Annotated in this window: 15 protein-coding genes; 2 read left to right on the top strand and 13 right to left on the bottom strand. The window is 36.9% G+C overall.

Going from position 1 to position 16,845, the window contains the following annotated elements:
• The first annotated feature begins 17 nt into the window (after positions 1-17).
• Positions 18-434 (top strand): SufE family protein, encoded by a 417-nt coding sequence (locus GQR55_RS04655; RefSeq protein ID WP_166419632.1) that lies wholly within the window; start codon positions 18-20, stop codon positions 432-434.
• Positions 435-628: 194 nt separating this feature from the next.
• Here GQR55_RS04655 and tcdA read toward each other — a convergent pair whose 3' ends face one another.
• Genes tcdA through GQR55_RS04690 form a run of 7 tightly spaced genes read right to left on the bottom strand, consistent with a single transcriptional unit; the run spans position 629 to position 8,090 of the window.
• Entirely contained in the window at positions 629-1,426 is a 798-nt protein-coding gene (gene tcdA, locus GQR55_RS04660; RefSeq protein ID WP_166419633.1) for a tRNA cyclic N6-threonylcarbamoyladenosine(37) synthase TcdA, read from the bottom strand.
• A complete protein-coding gene (locus GQR55_RS04665) occupies positions 1,427-2,107 on the bottom strand; it encodes a TIGR01621 family pseudouridine synthase (RefSeq protein ID WP_166419634.1) in 681 nt (226 codons plus the stop codon).
• Complete coding sequence (kdsB, locus tag GQR55_RS04670; RefSeq protein WP_166419635.1) at positions 2,104-2,865, bottom strand: 3-deoxy-manno-octulosonate cytidylyltransferase; 762 nt, start codon at positions 2,863-2,865, stop codon at positions 2,104-2,106. The genes GQR55_RS04665 and kdsB overlap by 4 nt, the downstream gene beginning before the upstream one ends.
• Entirely contained in the window at positions 2,853-3,050 is a 198-nt protein-coding gene (locus GQR55_RS04675) for a Trm112 family protein (protein ID WP_024599582.1), read from the bottom strand. Before GQR55_RS04675 ends, kdsB begins: the two co-directional genes overlap by 13 nt.
• The gene (gene lpxK, locus GQR55_RS04680) at positions 3,040-4,020 is read right to left on the bottom strand and encodes a tetraacyldisaccharide 4'-kinase (RefSeq protein ID WP_166419636.1); all 981 of its coding nucleotides are present in this window, start codon (positions 4,018-4,020) and stop codon (positions 3,040-3,042) included. Before lpxK ends, GQR55_RS04675 begins: the two co-directional genes overlap by 11 nt.
• Positions 4,017-5,762 (bottom strand): lipid A export permease/ATP-binding protein MsbA, encoded by a 1,746-nt coding sequence (gene msbA, locus GQR55_RS04685; protein WP_166419637.1) that lies wholly within the window; start codon positions 5,760-5,762, stop codon positions 4,017-4,019. Before msbA ends, lpxK begins: the two co-directional genes overlap by 4 nt.
• A 60-nt stretch (positions 5,763-5,822) precedes the next feature.
• Positions 5,823-8,090 carry a DNA internalization-related competence protein ComEC/Rec2 gene (locus tag GQR55_RS04690; RefSeq protein ID WP_166419638.1) on the bottom strand — a complete coding sequence of 756 codons (2,268 nt, stop codon included), beginning with the start codon at positions 8,088-8,090 and terminating at the stop codon, positions 5,823-5,825.
• Between GQR55_RS04690 and GQR55_RS04695 the strand changes: the two genes are divergently transcribed.
• Positions 8,070-8,576: a DUF2062 domain-containing protein gene (locus GQR55_RS04695; RefSeq protein ID WP_166419639.1), complete on the top strand. Its 507-nt coding sequence runs from the start codon at positions 8,070-8,072 to the stop codon at positions 8,574-8,576. The genes GQR55_RS04690 and GQR55_RS04695 overlap by 21 nt on opposite strands.
• A 119-nt stretch (positions 8,577-8,695) precedes the next feature.
• On the opposite strand, the gene GQR55_RS04700 is transcribed toward GQR55_RS04695, so the two are convergent.
• From GQR55_RS04700 to pyrD, 6 genes are all read right to left on the bottom strand, one after another.
• Entirely contained in the window at positions 8,696-10,441 is a 1,746-nt protein-coding gene (locus GQR55_RS04700; protein ID WP_166419640.1) for a DUF3466 family protein, read from the bottom strand.
• 11 nt (positions 10,442-10,452) lie between these two features.
• Positions 10,453-12,366 (bottom strand): ABC transporter ATP-binding protein, encoded by a 1,914-nt coding sequence (locus GQR55_RS04705; RefSeq protein ID WP_166419641.1) that lies wholly within the window; start codon positions 12,364-12,366, stop codon positions 10,453-10,455.
• Positions 12,367-12,381: 15 nt separating this feature from the next.
• A complete protein-coding gene (locus tag GQR55_RS04710; protein ID WP_166419642.1) occupies positions 12,382-12,621 on the bottom strand; it encodes a glutaredoxin family protein in 240 nt (79 codons plus the stop codon).
• Positions 12,614-14,731 (bottom strand): bifunctional 23S rRNA (guanine(2069)-N(7))-methyltransferase RlmK/23S rRNA (guanine(2445)-N(2))-methyltransferase RlmL, encoded by a 2,118-nt coding sequence (rlmKL, locus tag GQR55_RS04715; protein WP_166419643.1) that lies wholly within the window; start codon positions 14,729-14,731, stop codon positions 12,614-12,616. Before rlmKL ends, GQR55_RS04710 begins: the two co-directional genes overlap by 8 nt.
• Positions 14,732-15,135: 404 nt before the next feature.
• Entirely contained in the window at positions 15,136-15,666 is a 531-nt protein-coding gene (locus tag GQR55_RS04720) for a cell division protein ZapC domain-containing protein (protein ID WP_166419644.1), read from the bottom strand.
• Positions 15,667-15,786: 120 nt separating this feature from the next.
• On the bottom strand, positions 15,787-16,797 hold the full coding sequence (gene pyrD, locus GQR55_RS04725) for a quinone-dependent dihydroorotate dehydrogenase (protein ID WP_166419645.1): 1,011 nt from the start codon (positions 16,795-16,797) through the stop codon (positions 15,787-15,789).
• Between the last annotated feature and the right edge of the window lie 48 nt (positions 16,798-16,845).

Below are 16,845 nucleotides of genomic sequence, written 5' to 3' on the forward strand. Positions count from 1 at the left end.
ATTAATTAGGATAACTCATGACAAATACGTTTAACAAAGTTACAGAATCTATAAAAAATGCCTCCGCTTGGCAGCAAAAATATCGTGAAATAATGCTTTTGGGCAAAACTTTACCTGTGTTACCCGATGTTTTGAAAACTGATGATGCACTTGTACCTGGCTGTGAAAGCAAAGTATGGATGTTTGTTGAATTTGATTTAACAGAAAATACACTTGTTGTAATTGGTGACTCAGATACACGTATAGTAAAAGGATTATTAGCCGTTATTTTAGCGCTTTACAATGGGCTCACACCAGAGCAAGTGGTGAATAAAAATGCGTATGAAGAATTTGAAAAGCTCGGCCTTATAAGCCACTTAAGCGCATCACGTGGTAATGGTATTAAAGCCATGGTTGATAAAATACAAACCATGGCACAACACAAGCTTAGTTAGTCTGAAGTCTGGATAATAATATATCTCTAGCTGCATTTTTAACGCTAACTGCTTTGAATTTACTTGCGATAGGCTAGCCTCGACGCGTAAATTCGCTTTATTTTCACTGAAAATCACTGGCTAGAGAGGAGTATTCTTAAATACCTTTATTATTTAATAATGTTATTAAACCTCTTAACCAGAGTTCAGATTAACTAAGCTTGTGATCGTTGTTTTTTATCTAAGTATTTACGCACGGCTTTTGCCGCAACAAAAAAGCCGAAGCTTCCTGTGATCATAGTCACAGAGCCAAAGCCATTATTACAGTCCATATTCATCGTGCCATCAGCACTTTGCTTTGCATGACATACACTGCCATCGCTTCCTGGGTAAACCAATTGCTCTGTAGAGTAAACACAGTCAATATTAAACTTACGCTTAGGGTTATTACTAAAATTATACTGCTTGCGTAAAATATAACGTACTTTTGCAAGTAATGGATCTTGCGTAGTTTTTGCTACATCACCAAAGGTTATTTGGCTAGGGTCAGTTTGCCCACCAGCACCACCGGTTGTAATTATAGGTAGCTTATTGCGTTTGCAATGCGCTATTAATGCCGCTTTTTCTTTAACTGCATCAATACAATCAATCACATAATCAAAATCTTGAATATGCTCTTGAATATTATCAAGGGTAATAAAGTCATCTATTACATTAACTTGGCACTGTGGGTTAATGAGCTCGCAGCGCACTTTCATTGCATCTACTTTAGCTTGGCCAATAGTGCCAGTTAACGCGTGAATCTGCCTATTTACATTAGTGGCACAAATATCATCCAAATCAATCAATGTTATTTTACCAACACCTGTCCGTGCAAGTGCTTCAGCAGTCCAGCTCCCTACACCACCAATGCCTACTACACAAAAGTGTGCATCTTGAAGCCAATCAAATTGTTGATGACCATATAAACGTTTAATTCCGCCAAAACGTATATCTGTAACTTTTTCGCTCATTTACCAATCCAGTTGCCATGGCGTTTGCCATGCTTGAAAATCTTGATGTTTAATTAACGCTAAATACTCATCACCACTATCAGGTAATAAACTAAGCTGTATTTGCTCACCTTGCCATAAGAAGCTCAAGGCATATGCATGTAAATAGGTACGATTTGAGGGCGTACCCGAGTACATTGCATCGCCTAAAATAGCAGAGCCAATACTTTTTAATGCCACTCTTAATTGATGCGTCTTTCCAGAGTAAGGTTTTAAAATATATCCTCTAAACCCAGGCTTGTAGCTTAAAGAATAGAACCGAGTAATTGCAGGATTAAGCTTGCTCGTTAGTAACTTAAATGAACCTCGGCGAGATTTAGCCATATCGCCTTTTATCCAACCTTGCTTTTTTTTAGGTTTAGCATCACTAATCGCTAAATAAAATTTATCAATTGCATGCTCTGTAAACATCGCAGTAAAAGCAGCCGCAGCGGCTTTATTTCTGGCTAAAATAATAAGCCCTGATGTCACTTTATCTAATCGATGAACAGCATAAAGCTTTTGCGATAATTGTTTTTCGGCTAACACAACAAAGCCGGGTCCCTCTTCTGAATGAAAATTAAGACCCGCAGGTTTTTCTAAAATATAAAAATCGCTATGAGTGAATACGATTTTTAATATTTTATTTACTTGTTCACTCACGCGTTGGTACTTTTAATATGCGCTATCACTTTTGCTAAGTCATCGGCCGTATCAACTCCTGCATGAGGTGCTATTTGAGCTTGTTCTATTTTAATTTTATAACCATGATACAACACACGTAATTGCTCAAGCGATTCAAGTAACTCAAGTGGCGATACGCTCAATTCTATATATTGTTTAATAAAACCCGCTCTGTATGCATAAATACCTACATGACGCTGGAACGGTGCTAAATTAAGAGCACTGCTGTCATTCATCATCGTGCTTCTATCAAACGGAATACTTGCACGAGAAAAATACAGCGCATTTTTATTGATATCGCTAACCACTTTAACGGCATTAGGATTAAATACTTCATCACGCTCTTCAATAGCAACACTTAACGTTGCCATTGGTGCTGTCGAATCACTTAATAATGCAGCAACTTGAGATACATTTTCTGGCGCAAGTAATGGCTCATCGCCTTGTACGTTAACCACAATTGTATTGCTATCGAGATTAAGTAAATCAACCACTTCAGCTAAACGCTCAGTACCCGATTGGTGATCTTCACGGGTCATTACTACATCACTAGTAAATAAACTCACTGCATCGAATACTTTTTGATGATCGGTTGCTATAACCACTTTACTAGCCCCAGATAAACATGCTTTTTCGTAAACATGTTGAACCATTGGCTTACCGCAAATATCAGCAAGCGGCTTACCCGGTAGTCGAGTTGATGCAAAACGCGCAGGAATTACAACTACGAATTCCACTTTTCAACCTCTTCTAAAGATAACTCTCGTGCTTCGTTTTCAAGGAGTACAGGAATATCATCTTGAACGGGATAAGCTAGTTTAGCAGCAGTGCTAATTAATTCGTTGTTTTCTCTATCAAAGCGTAATTTACCCTTACAAACTGGGCAGGCAATTATCTCGAGTAATTTTGAATCAAAGGCCATTGAGTATTCCTTTTTCTTTTAATATTGAATTTAATGTGTTTATTACGTTATCGGAAGGCTCTGCATCTACAGGTAAATAATACCAATTAGGTTTTGCAAAGGAACTACATTTAACGGCATCTTTTTCGGTCATTATAATGCAGTCATCACCAAACTGGGTAAAATCATCTGCGGTGTAAGCATAATGATCTCTAAAATGATGAGTCGATAGTAACGTAATGCCTTGTGCTTCTAATGAGTTTTCAAACCGTTTAGGGTTACCAATCGCACTTATTGCATGTGCATGGCTCACTGTAGGAATTACATCATCACTTGAATTAACTAAGCGAAGGTTACTTGTTAGTAGCGTGTAGCTATTATTTGCCTCACCACCATTTTCAATTACTATATCAACGCTTTGTAAGCGTTTAGTGGTTTCGCGAAGTGGGCCTGCAGGCATAACAAAGCCATTACCAAAACGGCGTTCGCTATCAACAATACAACACTCAATGCTACGAGGCATTTTATAATGCTGCATCCCATCATCAGAAATAATGACATCTAATGTATAGTTATTCTCTAATAAATCGATATTGTGTTGTCTATTAGGGCCAACCGCGATTGGACATTTTAAACGATGGTATAAAAGCACAGGCTCATCTCCAGCCTGTTGGGCGTCAACAACTGAAGTGACTAACAATGGGTAATTATCTGATTGCCCACCATAACCTCGACTAATAATACCCACTGATAAGCCTTGCTCTGTCAAATATTCATAAAGCCACAAAACAAAAGGTGTTTTACCATTTCCGCCTACACTTATGTTACCAACCACAATAACAGGCGTTTTACACTCAAATGATTTAAGAATTTTAGTGCGGTACAAAAATTTACGAAATGACGATACAACCCAAAACAAAGCACTTAATGGTAATAACAATAAAGTAATTAGACCAAATGGTTTATACCAACTTTGTTCTATTTTGCTCACGCCTGATCACCAAACTGCATTTTGCAGAGCGCTGAATAAGTACCGTCATTAGCAAGTAAGCTATTATGATCACCACTTTCTATTACACGACCATTATCAATAACATAAATTCGGTCGCTATTTTCGATTGTAGATAAGCGATGCGCAATAACAATAGAGGTTTTATCTTGCATTAAGGTTTCTAATGCTTGCTGAATAAGCTTTTCAGATTCGGTATCAAGTGCTGAGGTTGCTTCATCTAAAATTAAAATAGGGGCATCTTTTAATATTGCACGCGCTATAGCAATTCGCTGGCGTTGACCACCTGAGAGCATCACGCCATTTTCGCCTACCATGGTATTTAATTGCTCAGGAAGGTCTTTAACAAATTCCCAAACATGGGCTTGTTTTGCAACTTGCTCTAACTCTTCAACAGACACATCGTGCTTTATGCCATAACAAATATTATTGGCAATCGTATCGTTAAATAACACGACCTGCTGAGACACTAAAGCAAATTGGCGACGCAAATCTGTTAATTTGTAGTCTTGCAGTGCTATGCCATCCAGTAAAATTTCACTCGGTAGCTCTAAGTCGTAATAGCGAGGTAACAAGTTAGAAATTGTTGACTTACCAGAACCCGAACGCCCTACTAAGGCAATACTTTCACCCGCTTTAATCGTTAGTGATAAATCGTTTAATACGGCTTCATCTTTCGTTGGATACTTGAAGGTTACGTTCTTAACTTCAATTAAACCTTTAACTTTATCAACTGAAACAGTGCCGGTATCTTTTTCCATCTCTTCATCTAAAACTAAAAATATACTTTGCGCTGCAGAAATGCCTCGCTGCATATCACTGTTTACATTGGCAAGTTGTTTTAGCGGGCGAAGTAACATCATCATAGAGGCAATTAATGCCATAAAATCACCAGAGGTAATTGTATCAATCATAGATGGTAGAGACACCGCCCACAAAATAACAGCCATAGCGCTTGCCGCTAAAATTTGAATAATAGACACGCTAAGCGCTTTAGTAGCATCCATTTTAATACGTTGCTGACGATTATGATTATTAATTTTTGAAAAGAGATTAATCTCTTGATCTTGACCACCAAAACCGTGAATTACTTTATGCCCACTTAACATTTGCTCAGAACTGCGAGTAACTTGCCCCATAGCCGATTGAATATTTTTTGAAATATGGCGAAAGCGTTTAGACACTACGGCAACAATAATAGCTACTAATGGAATAATCACTAAAAATATCAGTGATAATTGCCAGCTGGTATAAAACATCACTGCCAATAAAAATATAACAAACGCCCCTTCACGTACGACTATTAGTAAGGCTTTAGTAATAGCTTGTTGAACTTGTTCTGTATCAAAGGTAATTTTTGAAATCAAATCACCCGTTGAGTTTTTGTCATGAAATGACACAGGTAAATGAAGTATGTGCTCAAATAACTCTTGGCGTAAAGAACGCACAACTTGGGAGCCTACGTAACTCAAACAGTAAGATGACATAAAGTTGAACACTCCACGTCCGAGTACTAACGCAATAACGACAAAAGGAGCGTACTTTAAAACTTCTGTATTACGCTGGTTCAAACCTTGATCAATAAACGGCTTCATTAACTGAATAAATAAAGCATCCATTGCGGAATAACCTATCATCCCAATAATTGCGACGAAAGCCACGCTTTTGTAGGCGCCAACATATGAGACAAGACGTTTATAAATTTGTGTAGTACTTTGATCCATAACACTCTCTAAATACAGTAACAGTCTGTATTGTATCCTCCGATGAGATAAAACTAAACGTCAATCTTTGATAAACCAGTAACTTTCATGCGCTCTTGCTGTTTCTATGACCAAATTGTTTGAGTAAAATTTAATACTAATTTGTCCTTCAACACCTGTCGTAAATTGCTGAGCACTTATTTGTTTATAACGCTCAACAACAAGAGGCTTCGGAAATTCCCACTGCCCTTTATAAGCACTTGAATGAATCACCACTTCAGGCGCAACATTGTTAATGAAATTAACGCTTGAGGATGTATCGCTGCCATGATGTGGGCTTAACATTATGGTACTCTTTAACGATTTATTATCTGTTAATAGCGATGCTTCACGCGCTTTTGATATATCTCCGGTAAGTAACACGCTATGAGTATTATCTGATACCCTAACAACACATGAATCATCATTTTCATTTCCAAACCCTTTTGTAGTAAAGCTTTGTACTTTTAATCTAGCAAAATCAAGACTTATGACTTCACATACATCTTGGGTGTTTTTAGGATGGAAATACTTTAATGTTTGTTCTAATCCAGCATCAATAAAATGCTGTAATCCTCCAGCATGATCATTATCTTCATGGCTTAAAATTGCTGTTTTTACTGTTAAATTATTTGCTTTTATATAAGGTAATAAGATACTTCGCGTGCGGCTAAAACGATTAAAATAACTGGGGCCAAAGTCATATATAAGTGCTTGATTATCCTTCTCGATTAACACCATGAGTCCATGACCTACGTCAAATACATGAACTTGCCACTTTGGCTTTTCTGTTAACCAATAATTTAATAAAAGCGTTATTGCTGGAATAAAAGCGAGCCATTTATATGGAAGGAAATAAATCATCAACATAATAATATAAGTAAAAACGACAAGTATTGGCTCAATTCTCCCTGTTGTTATCCACCTCAACGATTCAGGGATTTCGTTAAGTAACTTAAATAACGTATATAAACCAGTATCAAATAGATTTATTAAAATGCCTATATCTAAAAGCATACTCAGTAGTGTAAAAACGATTAAAAATGGCAAAATAATGATTGAAAGCAGCGGTATTGCTATTAAGTTTATTATTAATCCCGCAATACTGACGCCATTAAAAAAATAGAGTGAAAGCGGTAGTAAGCCAATAAATAACGCTATTTGTATAAAAAACAGTGCAATAACTTTATTTTTTACTCGTGTATTTAGTATTGGTAATTTATTAATAACTGTAAAAATGATAGCGACTGCTAAAAATGAAAAATAGAGTCCTGGGTTGAGTAAATTAAATGGGTTAACAATAAGAACAATAACTAAGGAAAATAAAATACTACGCCAACGCAATGGCTGCTTAGCTAAAAAGTACAGTAATAGATAACATCCGAGCATAATGAGCGCTCGCGTTGCCGATACTATAAATTCACTTAAGTATACATAAACAAAGGCAGCTAAAAAACCGAGTGAACTGTAATAAAGAGTAAGGTTAGATGATTGCCCAATTGATAAATTAACTCTTAAAAATATGAATCGAGTTAATAGATAACCAAAACTAAAAATCAAGCCAATATGTAGCCCTGAAATAGCGAGTAAATGGCTTAATCCCAGAGACTGCATTAATTGCTTATCGGCATAGCTCATCAAAGACTTATCACCACTGAGCAATGCGTAATAGAGCCATTGTAGCTTTGTATCCGCATAGGTGTTTTTAAGAAAGTGTTGGTAATCTAAAATGATATTTTGGTCGTCGCCATTTATAATATCAAGGTTTTTATTAAGCACTTTGCCTTTAAATAATATCCTATTTATAAAAGCATAACGTTCATTATCAAATACATTAAAATTTTTATTACTACGAAAATGTTTTAAATGAATTAACGCAGAAAATTTATCACCGACTGTTAAAGGCTGTACTGAATTAATGCTGAGCTTTGCTTTAGGTGCTCTAAAGTCTGAAAAATGGCTCCCTTCTAATGCGACTATTTTAACTTTTATATACTGTGGTTTTTTGCTAGAAATAACTTCTTCAATTACCAAAGTCGATTCTAGTGCATACTTTTCGTTCGGTTTTGGTATTTCAAAACTATAAAATAGGTAAAAATGCAGTCCGACAAAGCAAATTGCGCAAATAAAGCCTAACAATACGTTTGAAAACGGCTTAAAATAAGCGCTCATTATTACAATGAAAATTGTGAATACTGTAAATTCGAGAGTTTGATAATAAAATACGGTTGCTATAGAGCCAATTACAAACCCAAGACTTATCCACACTGATGTAAATGGTTGCTTTAAATGGCTAAAAAAACGATCCAAAGATTTTTACCTGATCCAAATAAAATTAGACATCATAAATCACTAAGAATATTTGGACGCCTTTTACAAGATGCAAATCTTTGGCATTTAAATAGACGTTCTGCTCGAGGTGCATTTGCAGTCGGGTTATTCTTTGCTTTCATCCCTGTTCCTTTTCAAATGGTTTTAGCCGCAGCAGGCGCTATTATTTTTAGAGTTAACTTACCTATTTCAGTTGCTTTAGTATGGCTTACAAATCCTTTAACTATGCCGCCTATTTTTTATGGCTCGTACTTAGTGGGTACGCTAATACTTAATCAACCCGAACAGCATTTTGTATTTGAAGCAAGTTGGTCTTGGTTTTTAGAAAGCATAGAAACTATTGGCCCGGCATTTTTACTCGGCTCATTAGTGTGTGCTTCAATTGCTTCAATCATCAGTTATTTTGGTATTGATATTATTTGGCGCCGCTCTGTAAAAAAAGCATGGTTAGCACGCAAGAACTAGTAGCGTTAAAGCTAAATAATAGTTATAAGATTCACGGCAATCCAAATCTTATAAAATATTATAGACGAAAAAAAACCAACTTTATTAAGTTGGTTTTTTATAATCAATATTTGTAAACTTTAAAAACGAAATACACGTCTTAAGCCAACGAGTGGTAATAACAATAGTGTATACCAAGGGAAGCTAGCAGAGTTGCGCTCATAGACTTCAGCCTCTGGTGGAGCACAGCTTTCTATTTCACCATTTGCGATTGGCGTTAGTTTAACTGCAACTGCAATGCTCTCATATTCAATTTCACCATTAACATCAGTTACTACACCACCTAAAGAATCTAGCTTTTCAACTGTCTTAGTCGCAGTACCAAATATTTCATTATTTTCGTTAATAGATGTGGCTTCGGCCATTGTGTACGCGTAGTCAGTTTCACCATCAGTATCAAAGCAAGGCAGTAAATCGTTTAAATTAGTGATTTTATCTTCACCAATTTTATAAATAAACGCTTCTTTACGACGTGTGTTATCAGAAACCCCCACTTCACCTTCACCAACAATATAGCCTTGATTATTTATATCGTTGCCGTAAGAGCTTGAGCTTGAAAAATAATCATTTGGAAATACAGTATTACCGGTTGCTATATCATGATAAAAGAACTTGTTACGAAGCGTACCTTCAATACGCTTAGTTGCATAACCTGTAATTACATCATTATCATTTATAGCAATTGATTTACCAGCCTGCCAGTCATCTTCTTGATCAATAAAATCAATAACTGCACCATCTTTAAAGTAAACTGGCATTGTAAGAATCGTATCGTCATTTTTGTAATAACGCGTATTCGATGAACCTACAATTGTACCATTACTATTTACTGCTAAAGCAGTACTTGTAAAAGCGTCATCTTCAGTTTCACCTTCATCAGGTGTAAGCGCTAAACCAAGCTCTTTAACAGAAATAACATTCAGTGATTCGTCAAGTTCCCATTTAACAGCACGTTTATTAAATAAACCTCGTGAAATATTAGAGTTTAATAAATTGATACATACTGACGTTGGTTCGTCTTCATTATCACAGTTATCATCAATATTATCTAGTCTGTCGTCAGGGATACTTGTAGAGATATTACCTACAACAGTGTAACCACTATTTGTTTTGACTATATCGTTAGCACGGCTTGTGCCACCGTATTCATTAAACTCTGGTTCTAATGGAACTTTGATCATGCCATCAGCGCTTATTACAATACCACGCTCTATAAATTCATGCGTGAACCACGTTTCTGCTTCATCATCGCCATCGGGTGTAAATGAAACCTTATCGTATGGTGCATTACCCCAACCAACCGTAACGCCGTCTTCACTTACAGCATTAAAAAGGTTAGTCGTAGAACGTGTTAGACCATCATAGTCAACAGATTCAACATCAAATATTGGTTGCTCTGTAACTTGTGTATCATTGTACTTTATACCAACTAATGAGCTTAATTTCTGATATTCAAAATTTGTAGAAATTGAAGATAAAAAACTAACCATGAAAGTATGCGCATCAGCATTAGTGAGTACAGCATCATTATTTTCAATGTCATCAAGTGTAAAGGTAATCTCTTTATCACTTAATTCAAATGCAGCCTCTGTATTATCGTAGCTATTTTCAATAATATTTTCAGTAAAATCTATATAGCTGATATCAATAGGTAAATTGTATAAACCATTTGCGAAACCAATAATATGCCCGCTTTCGCTTACATCTGTTACATAAGAATATTTAGCGTCTTCAAGAGTCCCTAATTCACTTAACTGGTACGTAGCACTTGTTGCTGAAGTGCTTAATGTCGCTAAAATACTGGCAGCGAGTAATTTATATTTCATTTTAGTCCTTACTACTGATTCTGTAATTCTTCAAGTTCTTCCCAGCGCTCAAGCGCAGCTTCAAGGTCAGACTCAAGTTGTGCCAAATGGTTCAATGCTTTAGTTGTTACATCACTCTCTTGTTTAAAAAAGTCTGAGTCACTAACTACAGCTTGTTGAGCTTCAATTTCAGCTTCTAGTTTTTCCATTTTATTCGGTAGTTGCTCTAATTCAAGTTTTAATTTGTAAGAGAGTTTATTTGTTTTAGCTGCAGGTTTAGCAACTGGAGCGACTACTTTTTCAACTTTTTTTACTGGTTGCTGCTGCGTTTTTTTTTCTTGTTCAGCTAAATAGTTAACGTAAGCCTCATAGTCGCTATAGCCACCTACAATATCTGTAACTTTACCGTTACCTTCAAACGCCCATACACTTGAGCATGTATTATCAATAAATTCACGGTCATGGCTTACAATCAGCACTGTACCTTGGTATTGATTAATGATGTCCTCAAGTAACTCTAACGTTTCAATGTCTAAGTCATTTGTTGGCTCATCGAGAACAAGGATATTAGACGGTTTTAAAAACAATTTAGCTAATAGTAATCTGTTTTTTTCACCACCAGAGAGTGCTTTAACAGGGGTTCGAGCACGTGCTGGCGGGAATAAGAAGTCTTGTAAATAACCTAAAACATGACGTGAGCGGCCGCCCATCATCACTTCTTGTTTACCTTCGGCAACGTTATCTTGAACAGTTGCTTCTTCGTCAAGTTTTTCACGGTATTGGTCAAAGTAAGCAAACTCTAAATTAACACCTTGCTTAGTAATACCACTATCTGGTTCTAAATCACCAAACATTAGTTTTAATAGTGTTGTTTTACCAATACCATTTGGGCCTACTAAGCCGATTCTGTCGCCACGCATTACCAGTGTCGAAAAATCATCAGCAATAACTTTGTCTTTAAATGCATGACAAAGATTCTTAGCTTCAAATACTAACTTACCAGAGCGATCTGCTGTTTCAATATTGAAATCAGTTTTACCAACTTGGTCAACACGTTGCTTACGCTCTGTACGAAGCTGTTTTAACTCTCTAACACGTCCTTCGTTACGCGTTCTACGCGCTTTAACACCTTGGCGGATCCATGTTTCTTCTTCGGCTAAACGCTTATCAAACAATGCATTTTGGCTTTCTTCAACTTTTAAATCATGGGCTTTTTGCTCTAAGTACGTAGCGTAATCACCAGGGTACGAAATAAGCTTACCACGGTCTAAATCTAAAATACGCGTAGCAACAGCGCGAATAAACGCACGGTCATGCGATATAAATACGATTCCGCCCTTAAACTCTTTTAAAAATTGCTCAAGCCACATGACGCTTGCCATGTCTAAATGGTTTGTTGGCTCATCAAGTAATAATAAATCAGGCTCACTAACAAGTGCACGTGCAAGTGCTACTTTACGTAACCAACCACCAGAAAGCGATTCAAGTTTAGCGTCTGGTGTTAGTTCTAATTGTGTTAAAACCAGTTGAATGCGGCTATCAAAACGCCAACCATCTACCGCTTCTAATTGAGTTGATAAACGCTCAAGTTTGTTTAATAGCTTATCAGTACATACTGTTTGCAACTCATTACTTACATGATGAAAATCAATTAGTAAGTTTGCAATCTCAGGCATACCCTGCGCAACATAATCAAATACGGTGCCGCTTGCACCTTTTGGCGGATCTTGCTCTAAGCGAGAAATTCTGATCCCGCCTAGCTGATTTATTTCACCATCATCTAAAACTACTTGGCCATCAAGTACTTTTAATAGTGTAGATTTACCCGCGCCATTTCGACCAACAACACACACCCTTTCGCCACTTTCTATAACGGCATCTGCTTTGTTAAGTAAAGCATGTGTACCAAAAGCAAGTTGTGCTTTTAAAATTCTAATTAAATCCATAGTTCTTATTTGCTCTTATTCTGCTTGTGCTAAAAATTCGCGCACAGTGTATAAAGTAAAAGGCCAAAATAATTGCTCGCCTTTTTCACTTTTTAATACAGGAATAGTAATTTGATACTCAGCTATAAGCCGCTCATCAGTCATAATATCGATTAGTAATAACTCACTAGTATCACTAAGTACCTCAGTGATAAGTTGCTCAGCGTGTTCGCACAAGTGGCAACCATCAGTGTGATATAAAACCCATTTAGCCATGCGTAATTAGCCAGCTATTATGGATTTTTTTATTACGTTTAAAGTCTGGTGATAATGTTTTATCTGAAATATTAACGGCTTTTAAACCTAAACCAATCAAGCCAACTTCATCCATCACAAAGCCACGTTTGTTATTAGAGAAAATCAGCGTACCTGAAGGGCTTAAAATCTTTTTAACCCAGGTTAATAATTTAATATGATCGCTCTGCACATCAAATGCATCTTTCATACGTTTTGAATTTGAAAACGTTGGAGGATCTAAAAATATCAAATCGTATTGCGCCGTTGCATGCTCTAACCATTTCAAACAATCTGCTTGTTCAAAGCGGTAACGTGTATTACTAATACCATTTAAGTCAAAGTTATCTTGACCCCATTTTAAATAAGTCTTTGATAAATCGACTGTTGTAATCGCTTTAGCGCCACCAAGTGCAGCGTGTACAGAGGCCGTACCCGTGTATGCGAATAAGTTTAAAAAACGTTTATCTTTAGCGTTTTCTTGAATGTAGCGGCGCATTAAACGGTGATCTAAAAACAAGCCCGTATCTAAGTAGTCAAATAAGTTAACTTTAAACTTAGCACCGAACTCTTCAACAACCATAGTCCGGTTTTGTTTGGCCATGGCTGTATATTGATCTTCGCCCTTCTGCTTTTTACGTACTTTTACAGCAATATTTTCAGGTGAAATCTCAAGCTGTTGAGCTGTTAAACTGATTACGTCTTGCAGGCGTTTTTCTGATGTTTTTTCATCAATTTCTTTAGGCGCTGCGTATTCGAAAATAACCGCAGAATCACCATAAATATCTACAGCAACATTGTATTCAGGAATATCAGCTTCGTAAACGCGATAAGCCGTAATTTCATTTTGCTTAAGCCAGTTTTTCAAACCTTGCTTATTCTTTTTTAGACGATTTGCAAATGACGTTGAGCCTTCAAAGTTAAGCGCTTTTTTGTCATCTGTCGTTAGGCTTACTTGCTTATCATCTAATTGATATAAGTTAAGTTCTACATCAAGCGGGCCATTTTTAAATTTATAACGCTTAAGGCGCACAAGTTTTAAAAGTTTAAATAAGCTCTCGTCCATACCAAGTAAGGCAAGTTTCCAGTGATTAAAATGCTTTTTAAAGCCAACACCTAAATTACGGTGTAAATCAACAAGTTCTGCCATAGAACCAATACGCTCACCATACGGTAAGTTTGAAATTACAACACCCGGTAATTTAGCAACAGCGGTAAGTTTAGTTGCATCACTTTGCTTAAATTTAATAACATCATCAAGCTCAGCACGTTTGGCATTATCAATCGCTTTACTTAATACTTGCTCATCGTAATCGTGACCAATTAACCACAATTTAGGATCGGTAATGTTAGCAAGTAACTCTTCTTTAAGTTCTTTAAACTTAGCGGCTCTAAAACTGGGTAAACGCTCAAAAGCAAAACCTTCACGGAATAATCCTGGCGCTTCGTTTCGCGCCATACCGGCAGCTTCTATCAAAATAGTACCCGCACCACAACATGGATCGAATAAAGGCTGTTTTACATTATCAAGCCAGCCACTGCGCTTAATTAACGCGGCAGCTAAATGCTCTTTAATTGGCGCTTTACCTTGACCTTGGCGGTAACCACGTTCAGACAAACGAGGGCCTGAATAGTCAATATACATCGATACGCCATAACGGTTTAATCGTGCTACAACGCGCACATTAGCGTCTTGTTTATCAACGTTAGGTCGTTGCTCGTATAAATCATTAAAATAGTCAACAATCGCATCTTTTATTACAAGACCCGAAAATTGCGTGTTTTTTAACGAATCGTTAGTACCGTTAAAGTCGACAGCGAATGTTTGCGTAGGCCCAAACCATTCTTGCCAAGGTTGCGAGCGCGCAAAATTGTACAGGCTATTCTTGTCATCTACGCCTTCTTTTTCTTCAATAAGCATAAGCACACGCGTTGCAAAACGACTTGATAAACAAACCTTTTGCGCCAGTAATGAGTCAGCCTCAAAACGAACAGAACCAACAGTTTGCTTGGACACGGTTGCGCCAAGTTCTGCTAGTTCATCAACCAATAAATTTTCGATTCCGATAGAAGTAAGTGCGATAAATTGCAAAGTAATAACCCTTAATAGCTAATTGCGCAGGATTATAACATAGGTTGAGTGACAAACACGCCATAAAGACACGCTTAAAGCTTAATTTTGATGAGGGTCTGTTGAACTTTCAAGGTAAAATTTACAGCAGTCTGTTTGGTATTTTGGTAAGGCAGAGCCTATGCAGTGTGGTTATTCCCCATAAATGGGCGATAACGTAGCATTAATGCCAAACAGGCGCTGCCCAAAGGTTCTTCCTAGGGGCTATTTACTCTTTATTGCTCGGTTTTTACTTATTCTTACATGGATGTAAGCCAGTAGAATAACGCAGGAGCAGTTATCGAGCCCACTAGGTTACAAATCTCGCGCTGCGATTAAATAGCCCCTAGTTTGAACAAATTTTAATCCGCAAAGATCAGCAGACCCTAGGCAGTTTGACTTTGGTATTGCTGATTTAGGATGGGGTGTACTCGATTATTTAAAATACGGATTACTTCAAATTGCGCTAAAGATAAGTTTTCGTCTAATTTAAAGGTTTCGCTTAAATTTAAACAAATAGATGCATCAGGGCAATGCTCTACAATTAAAAAATCACCCGATTGCGCCTTAGACGTTAATTTAACTATCGCTTCTACACTTGGCTCTGTGCCAGTGTATTCTTTAAAAAACCAACTTTTAGCTAGTACAGGTTTTAAGTGGTACTTAACGGCGGTTGCATTTAATGATATTTGACAAATTTGAGCTGCTGACCACAATTCAAAACCATCTAAATAATTATAAACTTGTTCGTAAAATGCAGCATCTTCAAGGCTAAAACGTGGATTGTTAAAAACAGAATCGGTAAGTTGTCTTAATTTATAAGGCGTGCATAATTGCATGTCGTCATTTAAATCAAGTAACAAACGATTTTTATCAGGACAAGCAATCCACTGCCATTGCTTTGATGCTTGTAACATTTGCTCCTCCTTGGGAATGTTTAATAATTATTATTGTTTAGAGTATAACCGCTTTTGACCATTTATAAAACGTTTGCTTAGAACATTTATTGAACGATCAAAAGCTTAGATAACTGATCCTTATAAGCCGTTAACGATCGACTTTACCAATTGTGGACCTTTGTAGATGAACCCAGTATAAACCTGGACTAAATTTGCGCCTGCATCTAACTTTTCTTTTGCAGATGTAGCATCGTCAATACCACCGACTCCAATGATTGGTAACTTACCTTGTGTTAAGCGCTTTAACTCACTTACTATCTCTGTAGAGCGCATTCTAACAGGGTGACCTGATAAACCGCCCGCCTCTTCTGCATATTGCTGCCCGATGACTGCGGCTCGTTCAAGCGTTGTGTTTGTGGCAATTACACCATCAATTTTATTATTTAAAAGTGACTCACTTACTTGCTGTATTTGTATTTGATCTAGATCCGGTGCAATTTTTACCAGCATTGGAACCTGTTTGTTATGCTTTGCAATTAAATCTAACTGTTCATTTTTAAGACTTTGTAGTAAATCATCAAGCGCTGCACCGTACTGTAAATCACGAAGCCCAGGTGTATTTGGCGATGAAATATTTACTGTAATGTATGAGGCGTGCTCAAATACTTTACGCATACAGTGAATGTAATCATCTTTACCTTGCTCATTCGGCGTATCTTTGTTTTTACCTATATTAATACCCAGTACACCGCTATATTTAGCTGCTTTTACATTTTCGACTAAATTATCAACGCCTTTGTTATTAAAACCCATACGGTTAATAATTGCGTTTGACTCTGGCAGCCTAAAAATACGTGGCTTGTCATTACCTATTTGAGGACGTGGCGTCACTGTACCTACTTCGATAAAACCAAATCCCATTTGGCTAAAAGCATCAATACATTCTGCATTTTTATCAAGGCCAGCAGCAAGCCCTACAGGATTTTTAAATTCAAGGCCCAAAAAGTTTACGGGTTTATCTGAAACATTTTGTGACCAAGCTAAATTTAGAGGCGTATTAGCAAAACGACGAAGATTATTAAGTGCAAACTCATGCGCCCACTCCGCATCACGGGTAAACATAAAACGGCGAGCTAAATCATAAAACATCAATATAATCCTCTTTTTAAATTCCAGACAAAAAAATACCTCAGACAA

The organism is Pseudoalteromonas sp. Z1A8 (assembly GCF_011378855.1).
Lineage (GTDB): Bacteria > Pseudomonadota > Gammaproteobacteria > Enterobacterales > Alteromonadaceae > Pseudoalteromonas.

Coding starts and splice junctions, on each gene's coding strand:
- pyrD (WP_166419645.1), bottom strand. CDS start 16,797: ATGTTTTATGATTTAGCTCGCCGTTTTATGTTTACCCGTGATGCGGAG.
- GQR55_RS04695 (WP_166419639.1), top strand. CDS start 8,070: ATGGCTAAAAAAACGATCCAAAGATTTTTACCTGATCCAAATAAAATT.
- GQR55_RS04655 (WP_166419632.1), top strand. CDS start 18: ATGACAAATACGTTTAACAAAGTTACAGAATCTATAAAAAATGCCTCC.
- GQR55_RS04710 (WP_166419642.1), bottom strand. CDS start 12,621: ATGGCTAAATGGGTTTTATATCACACTGATGGTTGCCACTTGTGCGAA.
- GQR55_RS04700 (WP_166419640.1), bottom strand. CDS start 10,441: ATGAAATATAAATTACTCGCTGCCAGTATTTTAGCGACATTAAGCACT.
- GQR55_RS04705 (WP_166419641.1), bottom strand. CDS start 12,366: ATGGATTTAATTAGAATTTTAAAAGCACAACTTGCTTTTGGTACACAT.
- GQR55_RS04675 (WP_024599582.1), bottom strand. CDS start 3,050: ATGGCCTTTGATTCAAAATTACTCGAGATAATTGCCTGCCCAGTTTGT.
- GQR55_RS04720 (WP_166419644.1), bottom strand. CDS start 15,666: ATGTTACAAGCATCAAAGCAATGGCAGTGGATTGCTTGTCCTGATAAA.
- tcdA (WP_166419633.1), bottom strand. CDS start 1,426: ATGAGCGAAAAAGTTACAGATATACGTTTTGGCGGAATTAAACGTTTA.
- msbA (WP_166419637.1), bottom strand. CDS start 5,762: ATGGATCAAAGTACTACACAAATTTATAAACGTCTTGTCTCATATGTT.